The sequence below is a fragment of the Pseudobutyrivibrio sp. 49 genome (assembly GCF_900100545.1).
Taxonomy (GTDB): Bacteria; Bacillota; Clostridia; order Lachnospirales; family Lachnospiraceae; genus Pseudobutyrivibrio.
Genome location: NZ_FNDP01000022.1, coordinates 1 through 20,389 on the forward strand (window position 1 = coordinate 1; position 20,389 = coordinate 20,389).

Here is a 20,389-nt window from a genome sequence, read left to right on the forward strand (position 1 = left end):
AAAGGAAACAACACCTGACGGTGTTGCCTTTAATAAACGTGCTTCGCACAAACCTAATCTTTCATTTGCTTGATTTACAGTGTATCTGCCCAGAAATGGGAGTCAAGGATGCTACGCACCGAAGGCTGAAGTCCTTGACACCCATTTCAAGGCAGATAAAATATCAACAAGCAAACGAAGGATTATTTGTCGTACAGTAAAGTACGCTTTGTGCACTTAATTAGAGGCCTGCGAAGCAGGGCTTCCTTTTAAAAGAGAAAAAGAGTAAGATTATAACAAATCTAATTCTTATCATAAAACACATGGATAGTCTTTTCTGTGATTTCCGAGTACAAATTTACGCTGCCCGCTTTGGTTAATCGATTGACTTTGCGTTGTTGTACGATTATAATTACTTTATCGCTTTTAATTGCTAAAGTGGAACGACATACTTAGGAGGATACGAAAGATGAAAGAGGTTTCAAAGCTTCTTGCTGTGCGAGAAAGCGTACGTGTAGTTGATGCAACTTTGAGAGATGGAGGTCTTGTAAATGATTTCTATTTCACTGATGAGTTTGCAAAGGCTCTTTATTTGACTAATGTTAAGGCGGGAGTTGACTACATGGAAATGGGCTATCGTGCTGATAAGGAGCAGTTCGATGAGTCGAAGTTTGGACCATGGAAGTTTTCATCTGATGACTATATTAGAAAAATAGTTGGAGATAATAATACTGACTTAAAGCTTGCTATCATGGCTGATGTTGGCCGTTGCAACTACAAGGAGGATATTCACCCAAAGGCTGAAAGCCCGGTTGATTTGATTCGTGTGGCAACCTATCTTCACCAGTTACCAGGTGCTATCGAAATGATAGAAGATGCTGACAAGAAGGGCTACGAGACAACCTGTAATATTATGGCTATTTCTACTGCATCAATGGAGGATGTAAAGGCTGCTCTTGATATTGTTTGCCAGACTCCAATTTCCTGCATTTATATTGTAGATAGCTACGGTTCACTCTATCCAGAACAGATTGAGCGTATCGCAGATGTTTACTGCAACGCAGCCGCTAAATATGGTAAGAAGGTTGGTATGCATGCTCACGACAATCAGAAGCTTGCATTCGCAAATACTATAGAGGCTGTTGGTGATGATGTTGATTACCTTGACGGAACATATTGTTCTATGGGACGTGGCGCTGGAAACTGTGCCATGGAGCTTTTACTTGGCTTCCTCAAGAATCCAAAATATAAAGAGCGCTATGCAATTAAGTTCGTAGAAGACTACATGCTTCCGCTTAAGGAACAGGGAGTTGTTTGGGGCTACGATATGCAGTACCTTGCAACAGGCCTTTTGAACCAGCACCCACGTACAGCTATTGAATTTACCAAACAGGGTCGTAAGGATTACTTCAATTTTTATCAGGAAATGCAGAATATAGATTAATTCTTAATTGTGAATAATATTTTATGTGCAATATTATCCCAGGTATGGTTTATCGACGCTATGTCGTAGCCTGCCTGGGCTATTTTTTTGAGATTAGAAGGGTCTGAAAGGGCAGAGTTTACCTTTTCAGTTACGGCATCAATGTCATCTAAGCTGTAAAATAGGATGCTTTGATTATCTTTATACTCGCATTGTAAGAGCGTAGTAGAGTCTGTAAGAGAAACGGCTCCATTTAACTGACCTGAGAAGACGCGATCGTGGCTCCCTGCTTTAAAGTTTGGCATAATATTTACACTGATTTTTGACTTCGCAAATACGGTAAAGGTGAGATTGAATGGTATTTCTCTGTGAAGCTCGGCGTGTTTTAGGTTTAGTTCTTCCCACAATGCACCAAATAAATGGAATTCATATCCGGTTCTATCCAGTGCCTGTACAAGCTTCTTTCTATTTAGACAGCGTATATATGTATCAGCCAGATAGAAGGTCTGGGTGTGTAATGGCTTATCTGAATTGATGTATTCATAGAATTCGTTTTCCGCAAGAATATCTACGGCAGCCTCTATGGTCATAGTGCTATCTGCTTTCATCATATCAATTAACGTATATACGTTTTCTGAGATTATTTCTGGCATTTTATTAATGGCAGTTTCGATTCTGACAGGGTCAGTATAGGTGCCAGAAAAGAGAATATCATAAGGCCGCAATTCCCAATTGTCCCAGTCAATTGAATCATGACCAAAGGCAAGTTCTCCAGTCATAGGGGTTACAGTTACAGATTTAATGTGTGGATAGTATTTTTCGATATAAGCCTTGTGGAGTGAATCAAGGCATACTACATGAAAATTATTGAGTTTATGCTTAAGCGTATCATGGTGATATAGTGGATGATCTAAAATTACATCAAAAAATGGTGCATCAACATGATCCAGAAAATGGGAATCGTCATCCATAAGAGCTCTAGGCAGGTCAGAATTGAAATCAATAAGAGCGTCATAGTGCTTTCCTACATATTGCTCTAAATCATCGAGGGTATTTTCGTCTACCTTGAAATATTCAACATTATGCCCTAATTTTGTCAAAGCAGCACCGAGAGAGTCTCCGAAATAGAGATAGGAATTGTAACAGACGGTTTTCATTTCGAAAATCAAAAAGTTCATAATCTCACCCCCTATGTTTAACCAAATTTTAACATACTTTTTACTCACTATGATATACTTTGTATTAAGAAGAGAAAGGGGAATCTATGATTAAAGCGGCTGCGTATAATTGCGAACCACTACAAAATCCATTTATTTTTGACGAAGTCTACGATATGATTAGCCCTCAGCGCAGGGCTCACGTGGATGAAGCCAAGACCCTCAAGGGAAAGTGCGAGAGACTCGGCGCGTCCCATCTTTTGGAAAAGCTATTGTGGGAAAACCACATTCAAAGACCTTACGTTTATTCAAACACTTCACAGGGCAAACCTATTTTTCTACAGCCAAAGAACGTGGACTTCAGTATAAGCCATGCAGATTTTTTTGCGGTAGCGGCTATATCTGATAAGCCAGTTGGAATCGATGTAGAAAGAATAAGGCCTTATGATCCAGATTTGGTAAAACGCTTTTTTACGAAGTATGATTTAGAACTTTTAGAGTCGGTAAAGAAGGCGGAGGTTAATAAGAAATTCACTGAGGTATGGACCTTTAAAGAGGCCACCTGCAAGATGATGGACAGGCCGTTGATGCAGGTACTACAGTGGGTAGATTACAGTGAATACTGTGACTGCGAAAAGGGCAATGTGGAATGGACAAAACAAGGCTTCGAGTTTAGGGATTATTACATCACCCTTTGCTATGAAGACAAAAGACAGCCTATTCAGATGGGTCTATATAATCCGTATGACGGGAAGTACTACTAAATAACCTTTGGGGTACTTCCTTTTTTATATTATTATTTAATAAATATTCAAGTTCGTATTGACATATAGATGGTTTGTGATAGAATTCTATTTAGTTTCATGCTTCACAGTAGTGAAGTGGAAAAGGAGTATAATTTATGGAATCTACAAAAGTTCTTTCAATATTAGTTGAAAACACACCAGGTCTGGCAAGCCGAATTTCTGGCTTATTCTCACGCAGAGGTTACAATATTGATAGTTTTTCATCTGGAGTCACAGCTGACCCTAGATACACCAGAGTTACAATTGTTACTCATGGTGATGAGCAGGTTCTTGATCAGATTGAAAAGCAGGTTTCAAAGCTTACAGATGTTGTTGATTTGAAGGTTTTGGAACATGGTATGTCTGTTAAGAGAGAACTTATGCTTGTAAAGATTTCTGCTAGAAATACAGACAGACAGGATGTGCTTACAATAGTTGAGATTTTCCATGGCAAGGTTGTTGATGTTACACATGATTCAATGATTCTTGAGGTTACTGGAAATCAGGATAAGTTGGCAGCATTTTTAGATATGCTTGCGGATTACGATATTTTGGAGCTCGCGAGAACTGGAGTTACAGGTCTTACAAGAGGCTCCGATGATGTTGTAATTTTATAATACAAACAAAAGTAGGAGGATAAAAGAATGTCACAGGAAGCAAAGATCTATTATCAGGAAGATTGCAATCTTTCATTATTGAAAGGTAAGACAATAGCTATTATCGGTTATGGTAGCCAGGGTCATGCACATGCACTTAACCTTAAGGAGAGTGGATGCGATGTTATTATCGGTCTTTACGAGGGTTCAAAGTCATGGGCTAAGGCTGAGAAGCAGGGACTTACAGTTTACACAGCAGCAGAAGCAGCTAAGAAGGCTGATATCATTATGATTCTTATCAACGATGAGAAGCAGGCTGATATGTACAAGAAGGACATCGAGCCAAACCTTGAGGCTGGTAACATGCTTATGTTTGCTCATGGTTTCAACATCCACTTTGGCTGCATCAAGCCACCAGCTGATGTTGATGTTACTATGATTGCTCCTAAGGGACCAGGCCACACAGTTCGTTCTGAGTACCTTGCAGGTAAGGGGGTTCCTTGTCTTGTTGCTGTAGAGCAGGATGCTACAGGTAAGGCTCTTGACCTTGCACTTGCATATGCGCTTGGTATCGGCGGTGCTCGCGCTGGTGTTCTTGAGACTACATTCAGAACAGAGACAGAGACAGACCTCTTTGGTGAGCAGGCAGTTCTTTGTGGTGGTGTTTGCGCTCTTATGCAGGCAGGTTTCGAGACTCTTGTTGAGGCAGGCTATGATCCAAGAAATGCATATTTTGAGTGTATCCATGAGATGAAGCTTATTGTAGACCTTATCTATCAGTCAGGCTTTGCAGGAATGAGATATTCTATTTCAAATACAGCTGAGTATGGTGATTATGTAACAGGTCCTAAGATCATCACAGACGAGACAAAGAAGGCTATGAAGAAGATTCTTTCAGATATCCAGGATGGAACATTTGCTAAGGAATTCTTACTTGATATGTCACCTGCAGGACGTCAGGTTCACTTCCAGGCTATGAGAAAGCTTGCAGCTGAGCATCCATCTGAGAAGGTTGGAGAGGAAGTTAGAAAGCTTTACAGCTGGAATAATGAAGAAGATAAGTTCATTAATAACTAATTATAACTATTTTCTATTCCAAAGGAATAGAAAAAGTTATACTGGAAGCCCCAAATTGCCGTAGGCAATTTTTAAAAATGGGGCTGACTGTCCTTAGAAAAAAGGGGTAATATCATTTATTGATATTACCCCATAATATTATGCTTCTCTATAGTTTTTATTTCTGAAGAACTTATATAAGTGAGATGATATTTTTATTTCAGTATATATATCTGCGTACTCTCTAGGTGAGTATTCAGAAACAAAGTTTGTGGGGAACTTCCTCTTCATGCCACGCGAACGGCATAAGTCCACGGCTTTATTGTAGGCTATGGCAGCCTTTGCTTCGCTGGAGTATCGTCCTACTATGAAGTCTCCATTTAGATGAATTTTGGCAACGTACTTTACCTTGCCTTTTTTTTCTTCTTTTGAGACCCCGTGATATTTATTTACAAGTATGATGTTGGAATATCGTAAATCCGTATCATCACCGTTGGCAAATTTATAATCACGATCCTTTACGCTGTAAGGTTTTATTCCATAGCGACCAAGAATGTTGTATTGCATTCCGTAGTCACTTACAAACATGTGCCCACCGCGGTTTTGAATTTTGTGAGTTGAGTAGTAGAACAAATCATCATTATCAAATTTAAGAACAGTGGACGCATCCAAATAGTATACAAAATAATTTCTTTGAAGATAGATAGGATTCTTAATATAAATCTTATTATCTCTATAATTTATAAGAGTGACCACCTTATCGAAAGGTAAATCTTTTATTACGTTTTGATAGGAGAGCAAGGTGATTTTATTATCCTTTAGAAGCTTCCAGGCTTCCTTGTAAGCGCGGTTGCACTGAGCTTCAGTGTTATAACTTCCGATGCTGATGTGCTTTCCGTTATAGGTAATGTTTCCACGGTAGTAGGAAGTACCATTTTTTCGTGTTGCTTCATAAACGCCAGGCTTCATCGTTTGCCTCCTTTTTTATGACTATTATTATTTTACCCTTTTGCGAAAGTGAAAGTATTAAAATTCTATGAAAAATTTGATGACAAATTCTAAAAAACAAGCCTTTAGAGAGGGCTTTAAAGATGGTATTCCAATAGGACTTGGATATTTCGCAGTGGCGTTTTCTCTTGGAATACTAGCTAGAAACGCAAGCTTTACACCTCTTCAGGGCTTTATAAATTCCTTTTTGAATCACGCCAGTGCGGGGGAGTATGCAGTTTATACTGTTGCTGCAGCTGCCTCTGGATTTATAGAGATGGCTATTATGACGCTTGTAGTCAACGCTAGATATTTGCTTATGTCCACAGCTCTCAGCCAGAAGTTTGATGAGTCCACATCAATGCTGGATAGAATATTGGTTGGTTTTACTGTTACAGATGAATTATTCGCAATTACGATAAAGCGCCCAGGGTTCATCGAGCCAATATATAATTACGGTGCATTTCTTATTGCGGCGGTATGTTGGTCTGCTGGAACTTCCTGTGGAATTGTGGCAGGAGAGCTTATGCCAGTTAGACTTGTTAGTGCATTATCGGTTGCTTTGTATGGAATGTTTTTAGCCTGCATTATGCCAGAAGCTAGAAAGCATAGAATAGTGGCAGTTTTGATTCTGATTTCCTTTGTTTTAAGTTACATTGCTTCCAGATTATCTGTATTTGCTAGCATTTCTGCTGGCACGAAAACTATTATTCTCACAGTTGTGATAGCTTCTGTGGCTGCTATTTTATTTCCCCATCCGGAGGTAGAAGACGATGACTAATACCTATATGTATATATTGGTGGCTGCAGTTGTCAGCACCCTGATTAGGGTTTTGCCAGTCACTGTTTTTCGAAAGCCAATTAAAAACCGATTTGTAAGGTCATTTCTTTACTATGTGCCATATGTCACACTTGCAGTAATGACTTTCCCTGCCATCATCGATGCCACCCAAAATAAAATCGCAGGCATCCTGGCGTTGATTTGTGGAACAATAGCAGCATGGCTTAATCAGTCACTTTTTAGGGTAGCATGTATATGTTGTGCTGTTGTTTTTATATGTGAACTTGTTTTATGTTAATAAGTAATTGTAGGTCCAGCTTTATAGCTGGGCCGTTTTTATTTAGTAAAAGATAACACTGTGTAGAAATTTAAAGCTTTATAATAGAATTTTATATTTATGTCTAAACTGTGAACTGATAATATTTATGTAGATAAAAGAGGTATGCAGCCGGGGGGCTGCTAACATCAGATTTTAGGAGGAGAAGGAAATGAAAAAAAGAGTTCTAAGTTTAATGCTCACAGCACTCATGACTATGGGGCTTGCAGTTGGATGTGGACCTGCTGATACAGGAGCAGCTCCTGATGCAGCAACAGACACTGCTAGCGAAACAGTGGAAGATTCAGAGACACCATTGGCTGGTGGCAAGAAGGTTGCAGTGGCAATGCCTACACAGTCTTCTGAGAGATGGATTAATGATGGTAGCAACATGAAGGAAAAGCTTGAGGCGCTTGGCTATGAAGTTGACCTTCAGTATGCTGAGGATGATGTACAGGCTCAGGTTTCTCAGATTGAGAACATGATTGCTGCTGGTGCAGATTGCTTAGTTATCGCAGCTGTTGATTCATCAGCTCTTGTAAATGTAGAGGCACAGGCAAAGGAAGCTGGTATTCCTATCATCGCTTATGATCGTCTCCTTATGGACACAGATGCAGTTAGCTACTATGCAACGTTCGATAACAAGGGTGTTGGTACAGCAATTGGTAAGTACATTGAAGAGTCTAAGGATCTTAAGAATGCAAAGGATTCTTACACAATTGAGTTCTTCATGGGCTCTCCAGATGATAACAATGCTGTAATGCTTTACAACGGACTTATGGAAGTTCTTCAGCCATATCTTGATAACGGCACATTAGTATGTAAGTCTGGAAGAACATCTTTCGAGGATACATGTATTCTTAGATGGTCTCAGGAAGGTGCTCAGAAGAACTGTGAAGATTACCTTACAGGTTTCTATGCTAATGACAAGTTAGATATCTGCGCGACAGCTTTTGATGGTTTTGCTTATGGATGTAAGGCAGCTCTTGAGGGAGCAGGCTACAAGGTAGGCGAGGATTGGCCACTTATCACAGGTCAGGATGCTGAGCTTATGGCTACAAAGAACATCATCGCTGGTTCTCAGACAATGTCTATCTACAAGGATACACGTCTCCTTGCTGACAAGTGTGTAACAATGGTTCAGGCAGTTCTTGAAGGCACAGAGCCAGAAATCAACGATAAAGAGCAGTATGATAATGGAAAGCTTGTTGTTCCTTCATACCTTTGCACACCTGTTGCAGTTGATAAGGACAACTACAAAGAAATTATTGTTGATGGTGGTTACTATACTGAAGAGCAGTTAGCAAATTAGTTAGTTGATTAATTGTAGTGGCGGCTTATTATAAGTCGCCACTATTTATAAGAAGGAGAAGTTAATATGTCAGATTACATCTTGGAAATGAAGCATATCACAAAAGAGTTTTCTGGGGTGAAGGCTCTTGATGATGTAAATCTGCAGGTGAAAAAGGGAGAAATCCATGCTCTTTGTGGAGAAAATGGAGCTGGTAAGTCTACACTGATGAATGTACTTTCTGGAGTGTATCCTTACGGTACCTATGAGGGTGACGTTGAGTATCATGGTGAGGTTTGTAAATTCCATAACCTTAGGGATTCAGAAGCCAAGGGTATTGTTATTATTCATCAGGAGCTTGCATTAAGCCCCCTTCTTTCCATTGCAGAAAACGTATTCTTAGGTAATGAACAGCTTTCCATGAAGGGTGTTATAGACTGGACAAAGACAAGACAGCGTGCCCAGGAAATGCTTGCTAAGGTTGGACTGGAAAATGAAAATGTAAATGCCCCTGTAAATTCACTCGGTGTTGGAAAACAGCAGCTGATTGAAATTGCAAAGGCTATGGCAAAAAAGGTAGAGCTTCTCATTTTGGATGAGCCAACAGCAGCCCTTAATGATGAAGAATCCAGAAAGCTTCTGGATATTATGTTGGAGCTTAAGAAACAGGGAATTACCTGCATTATCATTTCTCATAAGCTTAATGAGATAAGCTATGTTGCAGATGCAGTTACTATCATTCGTGATGGTAAAACTATTGAGACTCTTGTAAAGGGAGTTGATGATTTCTCTGAGGATAGAGTTATCAAGGCCATGGTAGGTCGTGAGCTTACAAACAGATATCCTGTACGAGAGGGTGTCACAATTGGTGATACAATTTTTGAGGTTAAGAACTGGAATGTTTATCATCCAGATGATGCAAATCGTCAGGTTCTTAAAGACATTAACATTGAAGTTAAGGCAGGAGAGGTAGTTGGTCTGGCAGGACTTATGGGTGCTGGTAGAACAGAGTTTGCTATGAGTGTTTTTGGACACAGCTACGGACAGAAAATCTCAGGTACAGTAAAGATTAATGGAAAGGAAGTTAATCTTCATACTGTTAAAGATGCTATTGATAACAAGCTTGCTTACGTTACTGAAGATAGAAAAACAAATGGACTTATCCTGATTGGTGATATCAAGGAAAATATGACAATTGCAGCCCGTCCAAAGTTCTTCGCAAAGCGCGGTGTTATCAATGGAAATGAGGAGATTTTAGCTGCAGAAGAATATAAAAAGAAAATTAACGTAAAAGCGAATTCCATCAATCAGGTGGTTGGTTCACTTTCTGGTGGTAACCAGCAAAAGGTTGTGCTTGCAAAGTGGATGCTTACTCAGCCAGATGTTTTGATTTTGGATGAGCCAACACGAGGCATCGATGTAGGTGCTAAATACGAAATATACTGCGTCATTAATGAACTTGCAAAGCAGGGAAAGGCGGTAATTGTAATTTCATCAGAAATGCCTGAAATTATTGGTACCTGCGATAGAATCTATGTCATTAATGAGGGAGAGATTGCGGGCGAGCTTTCAAAAGAAAATGTATCGCAGGAGAAAATCATGCAATGCGTAATGGCCCACAATAGAAAGGATGATGGAAATGGAAAATAAGAGAGTTAATTTAGACATGAAACAATATGGCATGTTCATTGCTCTTATTGTTATTTATTTGATATTCGCCCTTCTTACAGGGGGCAAAAACCTTACACCAATGAACATTAACAACCTTGTTATGCAGAACGGCTATGTAGTCATTCTTGCGATAGGTATGTTGCTTTGTGTATTAACTGGTAATGTAGATCTTGGTGTTGGTTCGGTAGTTGCTCTTTGTGGTGCCACAGCTGGTATCATGATGATGGACTTAAAGATGAATATGTGGGTTGCCATTTTAGCAGCTCTCGTAATTGGTCTTTTGGTTGGTATGTTTGCTGGTTTCTTCATTGCTTACCTCAGCATTCCACCATTCGTAGTAACACTTGCTACCATGCTTATGGGTCGCGGTCTTACCTATACACTTTTACAGGCTCAGACAAAAGGACCACTTCCAACAGAGTACAACTTTATTGGAGCAGGCTTCCTTCCAACCTACAAGATTTTCTTTGGAGATGGTATTCTTGATTTGGTTTCAATTGCAGTTGCTATTATTGCTTCCGCAGCACTTATCTGGTCAGAGCTTCGAGAAATCAAGACAAAGAAAAAGTACAACTTTGCACTTGCTCCAGCTTGGCAGACAATATTAAAGGTTGCAATCGAGCTTTTCATTCTTTGGTTCTTCCTTTACAAGCTCGCTCGTTACAACGGACTTCCATTTGTACTTCTTATCATGGTTGTGCTTATTGCAATTTATGCTTTCGTTACAACAAAGACAGTAGCTGGTCGTCAGATTTATGCTCTTGGTGGTAACAGAAAAGCAGCAAACCTTTCAGGTATTGATACTAATAAGGTTTTCTTCTGGGTATACACTAACATGGGTGTTTTATCAGCTATCGCTGGTATCGTACTTTCAGCAAGAAACGGTTCATCTACACCAAAAGCTGGTGATGGTTTCGAGATGGATGCCATTGCATCATGCTACATCGGTGGTGCCGCCGTAGCTGGTGGTTCTGGTACAATCCTTGGAGCAGTTGTCGGTGCCTTTGTAATGGGTGTACTTAACAATGGTATGTCACTTTTTGGATGGTCAACTGATATCCAGAAAATCGTAAAAGGTGCGGTTCTTCTTGGTGCCGTAACAGTAGATGTAATGTCAAAACGTAAGAAGAATTAATGATTTTTAGGGGTGTCGCAAGGCACCCCTTTTGCTATAATATACATACAACGTATTCGGGGGAATAATGTATGTATAATGTTATGTTAGTGGATGACGAGGAAGAAGTGCGCCTCGCCATTGAAAAAAAGATTAATTGGGAAGAGTTGGGGTTCAAGGTGGTTGGCACAGCGGAGAATGGCTATGAGGCTCTTGATATGGCCTTGGAGCGTCGTCCAGATGTGGTGATGACCGATATTAATATGCCTTTCCTGAATGGACTGGAGTTTTCCAAGCAGTTGAAGGCAGAGCTTCCAACTACAAAATTTGTTATTCTGACAGGTTATGATGAATTTGAATACGCCAAGGAGGCTATAGAGCTTGCCGTGGTGGAATATGTTCTTAAGCCTGTTAATTCTGATGAGCTATATCAGCTTTTTTCACGTCTTAAGGTTCGTCTTGATGACGAAGAGGAACAGAGACGTAATCTTGAAAATCTAGAGAAGTATTACCAGGAAACTTTTGCACAATTTAAAGATATCAATACCCATGACCTTGTTGAAAAAGCCAAGGTTTATATTGCTGAACATTTTAATGAGAGTGATTTGTCTGTTGATACTTTGTCTAATTATCTGAATGTTACTCCTAATTATTTTTCTTCTTTGTTTAGAAAAAAGACAGGCTATACATTCGTGACTTATCTTACAAATCTCAGAATGGAAAAAGCTAAGTGGTTACTTGATAATACAGATGAAAAAGCCTACATCATTGCAGGGCTTGTAGGTATAGAAGAACCAAACTATTTCAGTTATGTTTTCAAAAAAGCGTATGGTATTTCGCCATCAAAGTATAGATTAAAAAAGGAACAATAAATGAAAGAACTAGACGTTAAAAGGCAATTGCACCGTGTTAAAAGAGCGTCTAAGAGAAGAAGCATTCAGTTGATTATTTCTTTATCATTTACCATTGTTTCAATCTTAAGTATGGCCTTTATGACCTTTGCCTTTTATACCAATTATATAAATACAGCAAAAGCTACAGCTATAGAAAATAATAAGCAGGTCATAGAGCAGATTAGCTGGAATCTCAATTCATATCTTAAGAATATGATGAGAATTTCGGACAGTATGTATTACAACGTAATAAAAGACCTAGACCTGACAAGCGACACCATGAACAATGAGATGGATCTTCTCTATGAGGCAAACAAGGATAATCTTATCAGTATTGCCTGCATTTCTCAGGATGGTGCTCTTATTTCTGCTGCTCCAATTGCCACCCGTAAGGCTGGTGTGGATTTTACAGATCAGGCTTGGTTTTACAGTACAGAGGAGCGCATAGAAAACTTCCATTTCTCAACTCCTCACGTACAAAATATGTTTGAAAGCAGTAATTATCGCTATTACTGGGTTGTTTCTCTTAGCCGAAGTATAGATCTTAATTACATGGGCTATAACAGGCGTGGAATCCTTTTGGTTGATATGAACTACTCTGCAATAGAGCGGATGTTTTCAAGAGTCAATGAAGGGGGAACAGGATACGTTTATCTAATAGATTCTGAAGGAGAGATTATTTATCATCCAAAGCAGAAGGCGATTTATACAGGTCTTGTAAATGAAAACAACACCTTGGCTGCCACCTATGAGGATGGAAATCATATTGAAAGATTCGAGGGAAAAGAGCGTTCTATTATCGTAAAGACGGTAGGATATACTGGCTGGAAAATAGTTTCTGTTGTTCCAATCAAAGATTTGGCGGCACCATATAACCAGCTGAGAGCTTTCATGCTTATTATTATTACCGTTACAATTTTCCTTATTGTTTTTGGAAACATTTTTATTTCAAAGATTGTAACAGATCCTATAAGAAGGCTGGAAGACTCTTTAAATTATATTGAGGATGGAAAATTTGATGAGTCAAATATTTATATAGGTGGTTCCCATGAAATACGCCATCTGGGACGCACCATAAAATCTCTTGTTGGTCAGATGCACAAGCTGATGGATGAGAGAGTAAAGGAGCAGAAGGAAAAACGTAAATCCGAATTGAATGCTCTTCAGGCTCAGATTAATCCGCATTTTCTATATAACACTTTGGATTCTGTTATTTGGATGATTGAAGCTGAAAAATATCCTGAGGCAATTTCTATGATAAAAAGCCTTGCTTCTTTATTCAGAATAAGTCTTAGCAAGGGAAATAATATCATCACCATCAAGGATGAAATAACTCATGCAAGAAATTATCTGGCCATCCAAAAGGTGCGCTATAAAAATCGTTTCGAAGCAAACATTGATATTGATCCAGAAATTGAAAACTGTGTAACCATTAAGCTTATCATCCAACCACTTATTGAAAATGCAATCTATCATGCAGTTGGCGAGATGGAGGATGATGGTTTAATCGATATAAAGGGCTATCAGAAGGATGGAGATATCTACATCGAGGTAATCGACAATGGCATGGGTATTCCTCAGGAGGTATTAGATAATTTACTTACGGAAAAGATCGAATCTAAGGGTAAGGGCTCTGGAATCGGCTTATGGAATATTAATCAGCGAATTAATCTTTATTTCAAGGAAGATTATGGTCTGACTATGTACAGCGAGCTGGACGAAGGTACCAGAGCGGTTATTCGTTTGCCAAAGCTTACCATGGAAGAATATTTGGGAGGTGAAGGCAATGAAAAATAAAAAGCTTATTACTGGCTTCATAGTGGCTGTTGTGCTTCTACTGGTTGTAGAGTCATATATCTATATTAATAACAGCAGACAGCAGAAGAATCAGACTAAAATAACCTTTGTGGTCACAGGGGATAACCTTGATAATTATGAGAATATGATAGCTGGGGCAGAAACAGCTGCCATGGATGAGGATTGTTTTGTAGATTTCATTAATTCACCAACGGAGTATGGAGTTGATGGGGAAATAGACTTAATAGAGCGTCAATTGACTGAAGGCACGGATTACATAGTGACGGTTTCAAGCGACTATGAAGCCATGAAAGAATATGTTAAAAAGGCTAACATCTCTGGAAAGGTACTCTTTGTTAAAAATGGAAGCTATGGTGATTTGAAAAATTCAATAATGGTAGATGACAGGGAGCTTGCTGGAAATTTTGTAGACTATATACTTGAAAATTCAAAGGCTTCCAAATTGCTATTGGTTTCCACTAGAGAGGATGTCAATACCGATACATTAAGGGAGGAAATAGAGCGTGCACTTTCGGATTCGAATATAAAACTTGAGTACAGATTATTATCAGCAACCTCTGGTACTATCAATCAGAGTATGTATAATCTAGGACAATCCCGTTTTTTCGATGGTTTTATCACTTTGGATTTTGAGACTCTCGAAGCAGCGGCGAAGGCACAGTCCAAGCTGAAAAATAAGGTGGAGGTTTATTCTATCGATAATAGCAAGGAGGCAGTTTACTATTTGGATTCAAATTTGATAAATGCCCTTGCTTTTAAAGATGATTATTCTATGGGGTTCTTGGCTGTTAAGGAAGCGCTGACTGGCAATTTGCGAAATAAAATAGAGGCAGATGAAAAGCTTTATTATATTTCAGACAAGGAGACCATCCATTCAGATAAGTTGGAAAAGGTTTTGTTTCCGTTCGTTAAGTAGTTGGAGATTTACATGAAAAGAATTTTAATAGTATTGATATCAGCATTGATGCTTACAAGTTTTGTGGGTTGTACCAATTCTGACGAAAATGAGAAGAAAGACAGCATCAAGGTGGGCATAACAATGTACAATGAGTTTGACCCATTTACTGAGGATATCAGGCATAACATTGAGGACAATTTAATAAAATATCAGGAAGAATATGGAGTGGAGATCACATCAACGGTGTCCTATGCAGGCAAGAATCAGCTCCTTCAGAATGATCAGGTTCAGGATTTTATTGATAAGGGCTATGATGTAGTCTGCGTTAATTTGGTGGACCGTACTGATCCTTCAGTGATAATAGAAGCTGCAAAAGCCGCTGATATTCCTATCATCTTTTTTAACAGAGAGCTTGTAGAAGATGATTTAAAACGCTTTAATAAGCTTTATTATGTGGGGGCGCATCCAGAGGAAAGTGGAAAAATCCAGGGACAGATTGTTATTGATGCAGTAAATGAGAAGATGGATGAGGTAGATTTGAATCATGATGGTGTGATTCAGTATGTGATGCTGGAGGGAGAGCCTGGACATCAGGACGCCATTGTTCGAAGCAGAGTTTCAGTGGATACTATTACGGGTGCTGGAATTCAGCTTGAACGTCTGGGAGACGAAATTGCAAACTGGGACAGACAGCAGGCTCAGACTAAAGTTACCTCTCTTTTGGCAGGATATCCTCGTCATATAGAGTTGATTCTTGCAAATGATGATAATATGGCGCTTGGTGCTTTGGATGCACTTAAAAATTACGGTGTTCAGACTTTTCCGATGATTGTGGGCGTTAATGGTCAGGAAGAGGCCCTTGATATGATTCAGGAAGGTCTAATGGAGGGTACAGTATTAAATGATTCTGCTGAAAAAGGGCATATTATTGCTAAAATGGCTGTAGGACTTGGGGTTTACGGAAAAGTTCCTGCAGATATTTCCCTTTTCAATAACAAATATTATTATGTTCCATATCAAAAGATAGATAAAAATAATATTGCTAACATAGGCTTTAAAGGGTTATAATCTTTAAAGTCTATTATTATGTCTAAATATAAATTGCGGAGGTTTACATTGCTAGATAAATTAGAGAAAAAAATAGGTAAATACGCAATTCCAAATCTCATAGTTTACTTGCTTATTGGCTATGTGATTGGATATTTGCTTCAGTTTGGTCAGAAGTATACAGGGGTTCCATATCTCAACTATTTGACATTGGAGCCACACTATATTCTTAGAGGTCAGATTTGGAGACTAGTGTCATGGATTATTATTCCACCAGACACTTCCTTTATTTGGGCTATTATCATGTTTATGCTGTATTATCAGCTGGGATCAAGCCTTGAAAACACATGGGGGTCCTTCCGTTTTAATGTTTACATTTTCGGAGGAATGCTCTTTACAATAATAGGTGCTTTTATTACATATGCCATTTATGGGCCTACAGTACCAATTGGTCAGTTTATCAGCACTTATTACATTAACTTATCTATATTCCTTGCATTTTCTACTTGTTTTCCAGATATGCAGGTTATGTTATATTTCATCATTCCAGTGAAGATGAAATGGATGTCGATTTTCTATCTTGTTATAGTTGGATATTCAATCGTCAGCTATCTTATGGCAGGCTATTTATTTGCAGCTATGCCTATTATTGCATCGCTTTTAAACTGGTTTATTTTCTTTATGATGACCAGAAATCTCCAGCGCTACAATCCAAAGGATATTCATCGTAGAGCTGAGTTTAGACGTCAGGCCACACCGCCTCGTACACAGTACAGAGATGGCACACCTATCGCGCGTCACAAGTGTGCAGTTTGCGGACGCACTGAGGTTACAAATCCAGAATTGGAATTCAGATTCTGCAGTAAGTGCAATGGAAATTATGAGTATTGCAGTGATCATCTGTTTACTCACCAGCACATTCAGCATTAATTAAAAAGTAATTTATAGAAGGGACTATATAAATAATGAGTGAAGAAGTAGTAAGCAAAAATTTTATCGAGCTTGAGATCGATAAGGACTTAAAGGAAGGGGTTTACGACCACGTTTGTACACGTTTCCCTCCAGAGCCTAATGGATATTTACATATAGGACATGCAAAATCAATCATCTTAAATTACGGTCTTGCTAAGAAGTACAATGGCGAGTTCCACATGAGATTTGATGACACAAACCCTACAAAAGAAAAGGTAGAGTTCGTTGATTCTATCAAGGCTGATATTCAGTGGCTTGGTGCAGATTGGGGCGAGCACCTTTATTTTGCATCAAATTATTTCGATAAAATGTATGAGGTTGCTGTTGACCTTATCAAGAAGGGTCTTGCTTATGTTTCCGACCTTACAGCAGAGGAAATGAGAGAGTACCGTGGTGATTTTGAGCACCCAGGTAAGGAAGATCCAAACAGAAATCGTTCAATCGAAGAGAACCTTCAGATGTTTGAGGATATGAAGAACGGTAAGTATGAGGATGGAAGCCACACACTTCGTGCAAAGATTGATATGGCTTCACCTAACATCAACATGCGTGATCCGATCCTTTACAGAGTTGCTCACATGACACACCACAACACAGGTGACAAGTGGTGCATCTATCCAATGTATGATTTCGCTCATCCACTTGAGGATGCCTTCGAAAATATTACACATTCTATTTGTACACTAGAGTTTGAAGATCACAGACCTCTTTATGACTGGGTAGTTAAGTCAGCAGGCTTTGCTAATCCACCTCGTCAGATTGAGTTCGCAAAGATGTACCTTACAAACGTTGTTACAGGTAAGCGTTATATCAAGAAGCTTGTTGAGGACGGAATTGTTGATGGATGGGATGATCCACGTCTTGTATCTATCGCAGCTCTTCGTCGTCGTGGCTTCACACCAGAGTCATTAAGAAAGTTCGTAGAGCTTTCTGGTGTATCAAAGGCTAATTCATCATCAGACTACGCTATGCTTGAGTACTGTATCCGTGAGGATCTTAAGACAAGCCGTAGCCGTGTAATGGCAGTCCTTGATCCAGTTAAGCTTGTTATTGATAACTATGAGAGTGATGAAGTAGAGTGGCTTGAGGCTCCAAATAACCTTGAGAATCCTGAGCTTGGTAGCCGTAAGGTTCCATTTGGTAAGGAACTTTACATCGATAGAGAGGATTTCATGATTGAGCCTCCAAAGAAATACTTCAGACTTTATCCAGGAAATGAAGTACGTCTCATGAATGCTTATTTTGTTACATGTACTTCATATGAGACTGATGAAAACGGCAATGTTACTTGCATTCACTGTACATACGACCCAGCTACAAAGGGTGGAGATGCTCCAGATGGCCGTAAGGTAAAGGGTACAATCCACTGGGTTGCAGCTAAGACTGCTCTTAATGCAGAAGTTCGTCTCTACGAAAATATTGTAGACGAGGAAAAAGGAGTGTATAATGAAGATGGTAGTTTGAATCTCAATCCAAACTCACTTACAGTTCTTAAAAACTGTCTTGTGGAGCCATCTTTAAAGGATGCAAAGGCATACGACAGTTTTCAATTTGTAAGACAGGGATTCTTCTGTGTAGATGCTAAGGATTCTAAGGAAGATGCTTTAGTATTTAACAGAATCGTGTCTTTAAAGAGTTCTTTTAAGTTACCTACAAATAACTAATTGTTTACTCACAAAGAAGAGGACGAGTTATGAATTTACTTTCTGGAATGGAAAAGTTCGGTTTCTCAATGGATGGGGAACTGGATATTTTGGCAGAAGAAAAGCCAAAGAAAGGCGACGCTGCTGGCGCAAAGGCCGCAGCACCTGTTGTTAAGCAGGAGACGGACTTTGTTATCGACAAGAAAGTTCGCTGTCCTGTATGTGACAAGGAATTTCCTATTAAGGCAGTCCTTGCTACAAAGCTCAAGAGACTTGAGCCAGATTTTGACTTGAGACCTAACTATGAGCACATAGACAAGATAAAATATGATTTCTTGTCTTGCCCAAATTGCGGTTTTTCGGCTCTTGACACCACATTCTCTAAGATTGATACAGCTCGTGTGAAGCTTATCAGAGCAGAGTTCTGTCCAAGCTTTAAGCCACAGCCAAATGAGCCGCTTCCAGAGACTTATTCTTACGAATATTCAATTGAAAAATTCAAGCTTGCACTTATCTGCACCATGAAGAAAAAGGCAAAGATGTCTGAAAAGGCGTATGTATGTCTTAAGATTGCATGGCTCAGACGTGCTCAGTTAAAGGAGCTTGAAGGAAATAAAGAAGCTGATCCAAAGGTAGTGGAAATGATTAAGAAGGAATACGATGGCTTTTATAGTCAGGCCTATGAGGGCTTTATGAAGGCTATTTCTTCTGAGACACCACCTTATTGTGGAATGGCTTCCGAAGCAGTTGATTTCATGCTTGCTAATATGTCTATGTATTACAAGAAATATGATGCAGCTATGAAGCTTGTTGCGAGACTTATCCAGTCACCTAGCACATCCCGTAAGCTTAAGGACAAATGTGTTGATCTTAAGGATGAGATTACAGCAAAGGTTGCGGCGGAAAAAGCGGCGGCAGCAGAAAATCAATAATAAAGACTTATGGACCACATATCATTACGATATGTGGTCTTAAAATGTATAGAGGTAGACTATGAATTGGATTAAATATTCCATTAATACAACTACAGAGGCAGAGGATATCGTTGGCGCTACTCTTATGGAGCTTGGCATTGTCTCAATCGAAATTGAAAACAATGTACCAGTTTCAGGTGAGAAGCAGGGCGGCGAGTACGAGGAGCTTCAGCCAGATCTTCCAGAGGATGAGGGCTTATCAAAGGTAAGCTTTTATTTGGGGGAGGAAGAAGATCACGAATCACTTCTTCTTCAGGTTAAGGCAGCTCTCGAGGAGCTTAAAGAGACTATGGATATTGGTCAGGGTACAATCGATACATCTGTTACTAAGCAGGAGGACTGGATTAACAATTGGAAGCAGTTCTTCAAATCCTTCTATATTGATGATATTCTCATCAAGCCTACCTGGGAGGAGATTGCTCCTGAGGACAAGGGAAAGATTTTTGTTGAGATTGATCCGGGCGTTTCATTTGGTACTGGAAAGCATGAGACTACACAGCTTTGCATCCGTCAGCTCAAGAAATACTTAAAGGCTGGGGACGAAATCCTTGATATCGGCTGTGGCTCAGGAATTCTTTCAATCATTGCCAACAAGCTTTTAGATGGTAAGTGCCATCTTGTTGGTACAGATATAGATGACGACTGTATTGCATCTACATACGAGAACTTTGAGGTTAATCACATCTCAAAGGATGCAGGAGATTTTTATGTAGGAAATCTTATCGATGACAAGGATTTACAGGATAAGGTTGGTTACGAGAAGTACGATGTTGTTGTAGCTAATATTTTGGCAGACATTATCATTGCTATGGCACCAGCTATTCCGCCTACAATGAAGTCAGGTGCATATTTCATCTCTTCTGGAATTATCAATTTCAAAGAAGATGAAGTTAAGAATGCTCTTGAGGCAGTTGGTCTAGAGATAGTAGAAATCAATCATCAGGGTGAATGGGTAAACATCACCGCAAAGAAAAACTAAGAGAAAAGT

20 protein-coding genes are annotated in these 20,389 nt (G+C 39.3%); 18 read left to right on the forward strand and 2 right to left on the reverse strand.

Annotation, left to right across the window (positions count from 1 at the left end; genetic code table 11):
* Window positions 1–200 (forward strand): hypothetical protein (locus BLP54_RS15980; protein WP_207646782.1); only part of this gene is annotated, 200 nt, incomplete at its 5' end.
* Between the two features lie 248 nt (window positions 201–448).
* Entirely contained in the window at window positions 449–1,423 is a 975-nt protein-coding gene (locus BLP54_RS13575; protein WP_090170567.1) for an aldolase catalytic domain-containing protein, read from the forward strand.
* On the opposite strand, the gene BLP54_RS13580 is transcribed toward BLP54_RS13575, so the two are convergent.
* Window positions 1,420–2,580 (reverse strand): glycosyltransferase, encoded by a 1,161-nt coding sequence (locus tag BLP54_RS13580; RefSeq protein ID WP_090170569.1) that lies wholly within the window; start codon window positions 2,578–2,580, stop codon window positions 1,420–1,422. The genes BLP54_RS13575 and BLP54_RS13580 overlap by 4 nt on opposite strands.
* 86 nt (window positions 2,581–2,666) lie before the next feature.
* On the opposite strand from BLP54_RS13580, the gene BLP54_RS13585 reads away from it, so the two are divergent.
* The 3 genes from BLP54_RS13585 to ilvC all read left to right on the forward strand — a co-directional run bounded on the left by BLP54_RS13585 (window position 2,667) and on the right by ilvC (window position 5,017).
* Complete coding sequence (locus BLP54_RS13585) at window positions 2,667–3,323, forward strand: 4'-phosphopantetheinyl transferase family protein (RefSeq protein WP_090170571.1); 657 nt, start codon at window positions 2,667–2,669, stop codon at window positions 3,321–3,323.
* 137 nt (window positions 3,324–3,460) lie between these two features.
* Entirely contained in the window at window positions 3,461–3,961 is a 501-nt protein-coding gene (gene ilvN / locus BLP54_RS13590) for an acetolactate synthase small subunit (protein WP_090170574.1), read from the forward strand.
* 27 nt (window positions 3,962–3,988) lie between these two features.
* On the forward strand, window positions 3,989–5,017 hold the full coding sequence (gene ilvC, locus BLP54_RS13595) for a ketol-acid reductoisomerase (RefSeq protein ID WP_090170576.1): 1,029 nt from the start codon (window positions 3,989–3,991) through the stop codon (window positions 5,015–5,017).
* Window positions 5,018–5,155: 138 nt separating this feature from the next.
* Here the strand turns inward: ilvC and BLP54_RS13600 are convergent, their stop codons facing one another.
* Entirely contained in the window at window positions 5,156–5,965 is an 810-nt protein-coding gene (locus BLP54_RS13600) for a hypothetical protein (RefSeq protein ID WP_090170578.1), read from the reverse strand.
* A gap of 79 nt (window positions 5,966–6,044) precedes the next feature.
* Here BLP54_RS13600 and BLP54_RS13605 point away from each other — a divergent pair, with 79 nt between their 5' ends.
* The 13 genes from BLP54_RS13605 to prmA all read left to right on the forward strand — a co-directional run bounded on the left by BLP54_RS13605 (window position 6,045) and on the right by prmA (window position 20,380).
* Window positions 6,045–6,764, forward strand: a complete 720-nt coding sequence (locus BLP54_RS13605; protein ID WP_242870713.1) for an AzlC family ABC transporter permease — start codon at window positions 6,045–6,047, stop codon at window positions 6,762–6,764.
* Complete coding sequence (locus BLP54_RS13610; protein WP_090170582.1) at window positions 6,757–7,062, forward strand: AzlD domain-containing protein; 306 nt, start codon at window positions 6,757–6,759, stop codon at window positions 7,060–7,062. Before BLP54_RS13605 ends, BLP54_RS13610 begins: the two co-directional genes overlap by 8 nt.
* A gap of 190 nt (window positions 7,063–7,252) precedes the next feature.
* A complete protein-coding gene (gene chvE, locus BLP54_RS13615) occupies window positions 7,253–8,392 on the forward strand; it encodes a multiple monosaccharide ABC transporter substrate-binding protein (protein ID WP_090170584.1) in 1,140 nt (379 codons plus the stop codon).
* Window positions 8,393–8,458: 66 nt separating this feature from the next.
* Window positions 8,459–10,021 (forward strand): multiple monosaccharide ABC transporter ATP-binding protein, encoded by a 1,563-nt coding sequence (gene mmsA / locus BLP54_RS13620; protein ID WP_090170586.1) that lies wholly within the window; start codon window positions 8,459–8,461, stop codon window positions 10,019–10,021.
* Window positions 10,011–11,177, forward strand: a complete 1,167-nt coding sequence (gene mmsB / locus BLP54_RS13625; protein ID WP_090170588.1) for a multiple monosaccharide ABC transporter permease — start codon at window positions 10,011–10,013, stop codon at window positions 11,175–11,177. Before mmsA ends, mmsB begins: the two co-directional genes overlap by 11 nt.
* Before the next feature lie 71 nt (window positions 11,178–11,248).
* Entirely contained in the window at window positions 11,249–12,028 is a 780-nt protein-coding gene (locus tag BLP54_RS13630; protein ID WP_090170591.1) for a response regulator transcription factor, read from the forward strand.
* Window positions 12,029–13,846, forward strand: a complete 1,818-nt coding sequence (locus BLP54_RS13635; protein WP_090170593.1) for a sensor histidine kinase — start codon at window positions 12,029–12,031, stop codon at window positions 13,844–13,846.
* The gene (locus BLP54_RS13640; protein WP_090170595.1) at window positions 13,836–14,783 is read left to right on the forward strand and encodes a substrate-binding domain-containing protein; all 948 of its coding nucleotides are present in this window, start codon (window positions 13,836–13,838) and stop codon (window positions 14,781–14,783) included. Before BLP54_RS13635 ends, BLP54_RS13640 begins: the two co-directional genes overlap by 11 nt.
* A gap of 12 nt (window positions 14,784–14,795) precedes the next feature.
* Window positions 14,796–15,833 carry a galactose ABC transporter substrate-binding protein gene (locus BLP54_RS13645; RefSeq protein WP_090170597.1) on the forward strand — a complete coding sequence of 346 codons (1,038 nt, stop codon included), beginning with the start codon at window positions 14,796–14,798 and terminating at the stop codon, window positions 15,831–15,833.
* A gap of 18 nt (window positions 15,834–15,851) precedes the next feature.
* Window positions 15,852–16,742: a cation-translocating P-type ATPase gene (locus BLP54_RS13650; protein WP_090170599.1), complete on the forward strand. Its 891-nt coding sequence runs from the start codon at window positions 15,852–15,854 to the stop codon at window positions 16,740–16,742.
* A gap of 35 nt (window positions 16,743–16,777) precedes the next feature.
* Window positions 16,778–18,448: a glutamine--tRNA ligase/YqeY domain fusion protein gene (locus BLP54_RS13655; protein WP_090170601.1), complete on the forward strand. Its 1,671-nt coding sequence runs from the start codon at window positions 16,778–16,780 to the stop codon at window positions 18,446–18,448.
* A gap of 29 nt (window positions 18,449–18,477) precedes the next feature.
* Entirely contained in the window at window positions 18,478–19,359 is an 882-nt protein-coding gene (locus BLP54_RS13660; protein ID WP_090170603.1) for a DUF2225 domain-containing protein, read from the forward strand.
* A 61-nt stretch (window positions 19,360–19,420) separates the two neighbouring features.
* Entirely contained in the window at window positions 19,421–20,380 is a 960-nt protein-coding gene (gene prmA, locus BLP54_RS13665; RefSeq protein WP_090170605.1) for a 50S ribosomal protein L11 methyltransferase, read from the forward strand.
* Window positions 20,381–20,389 lie beyond the last annotated feature (9 nt).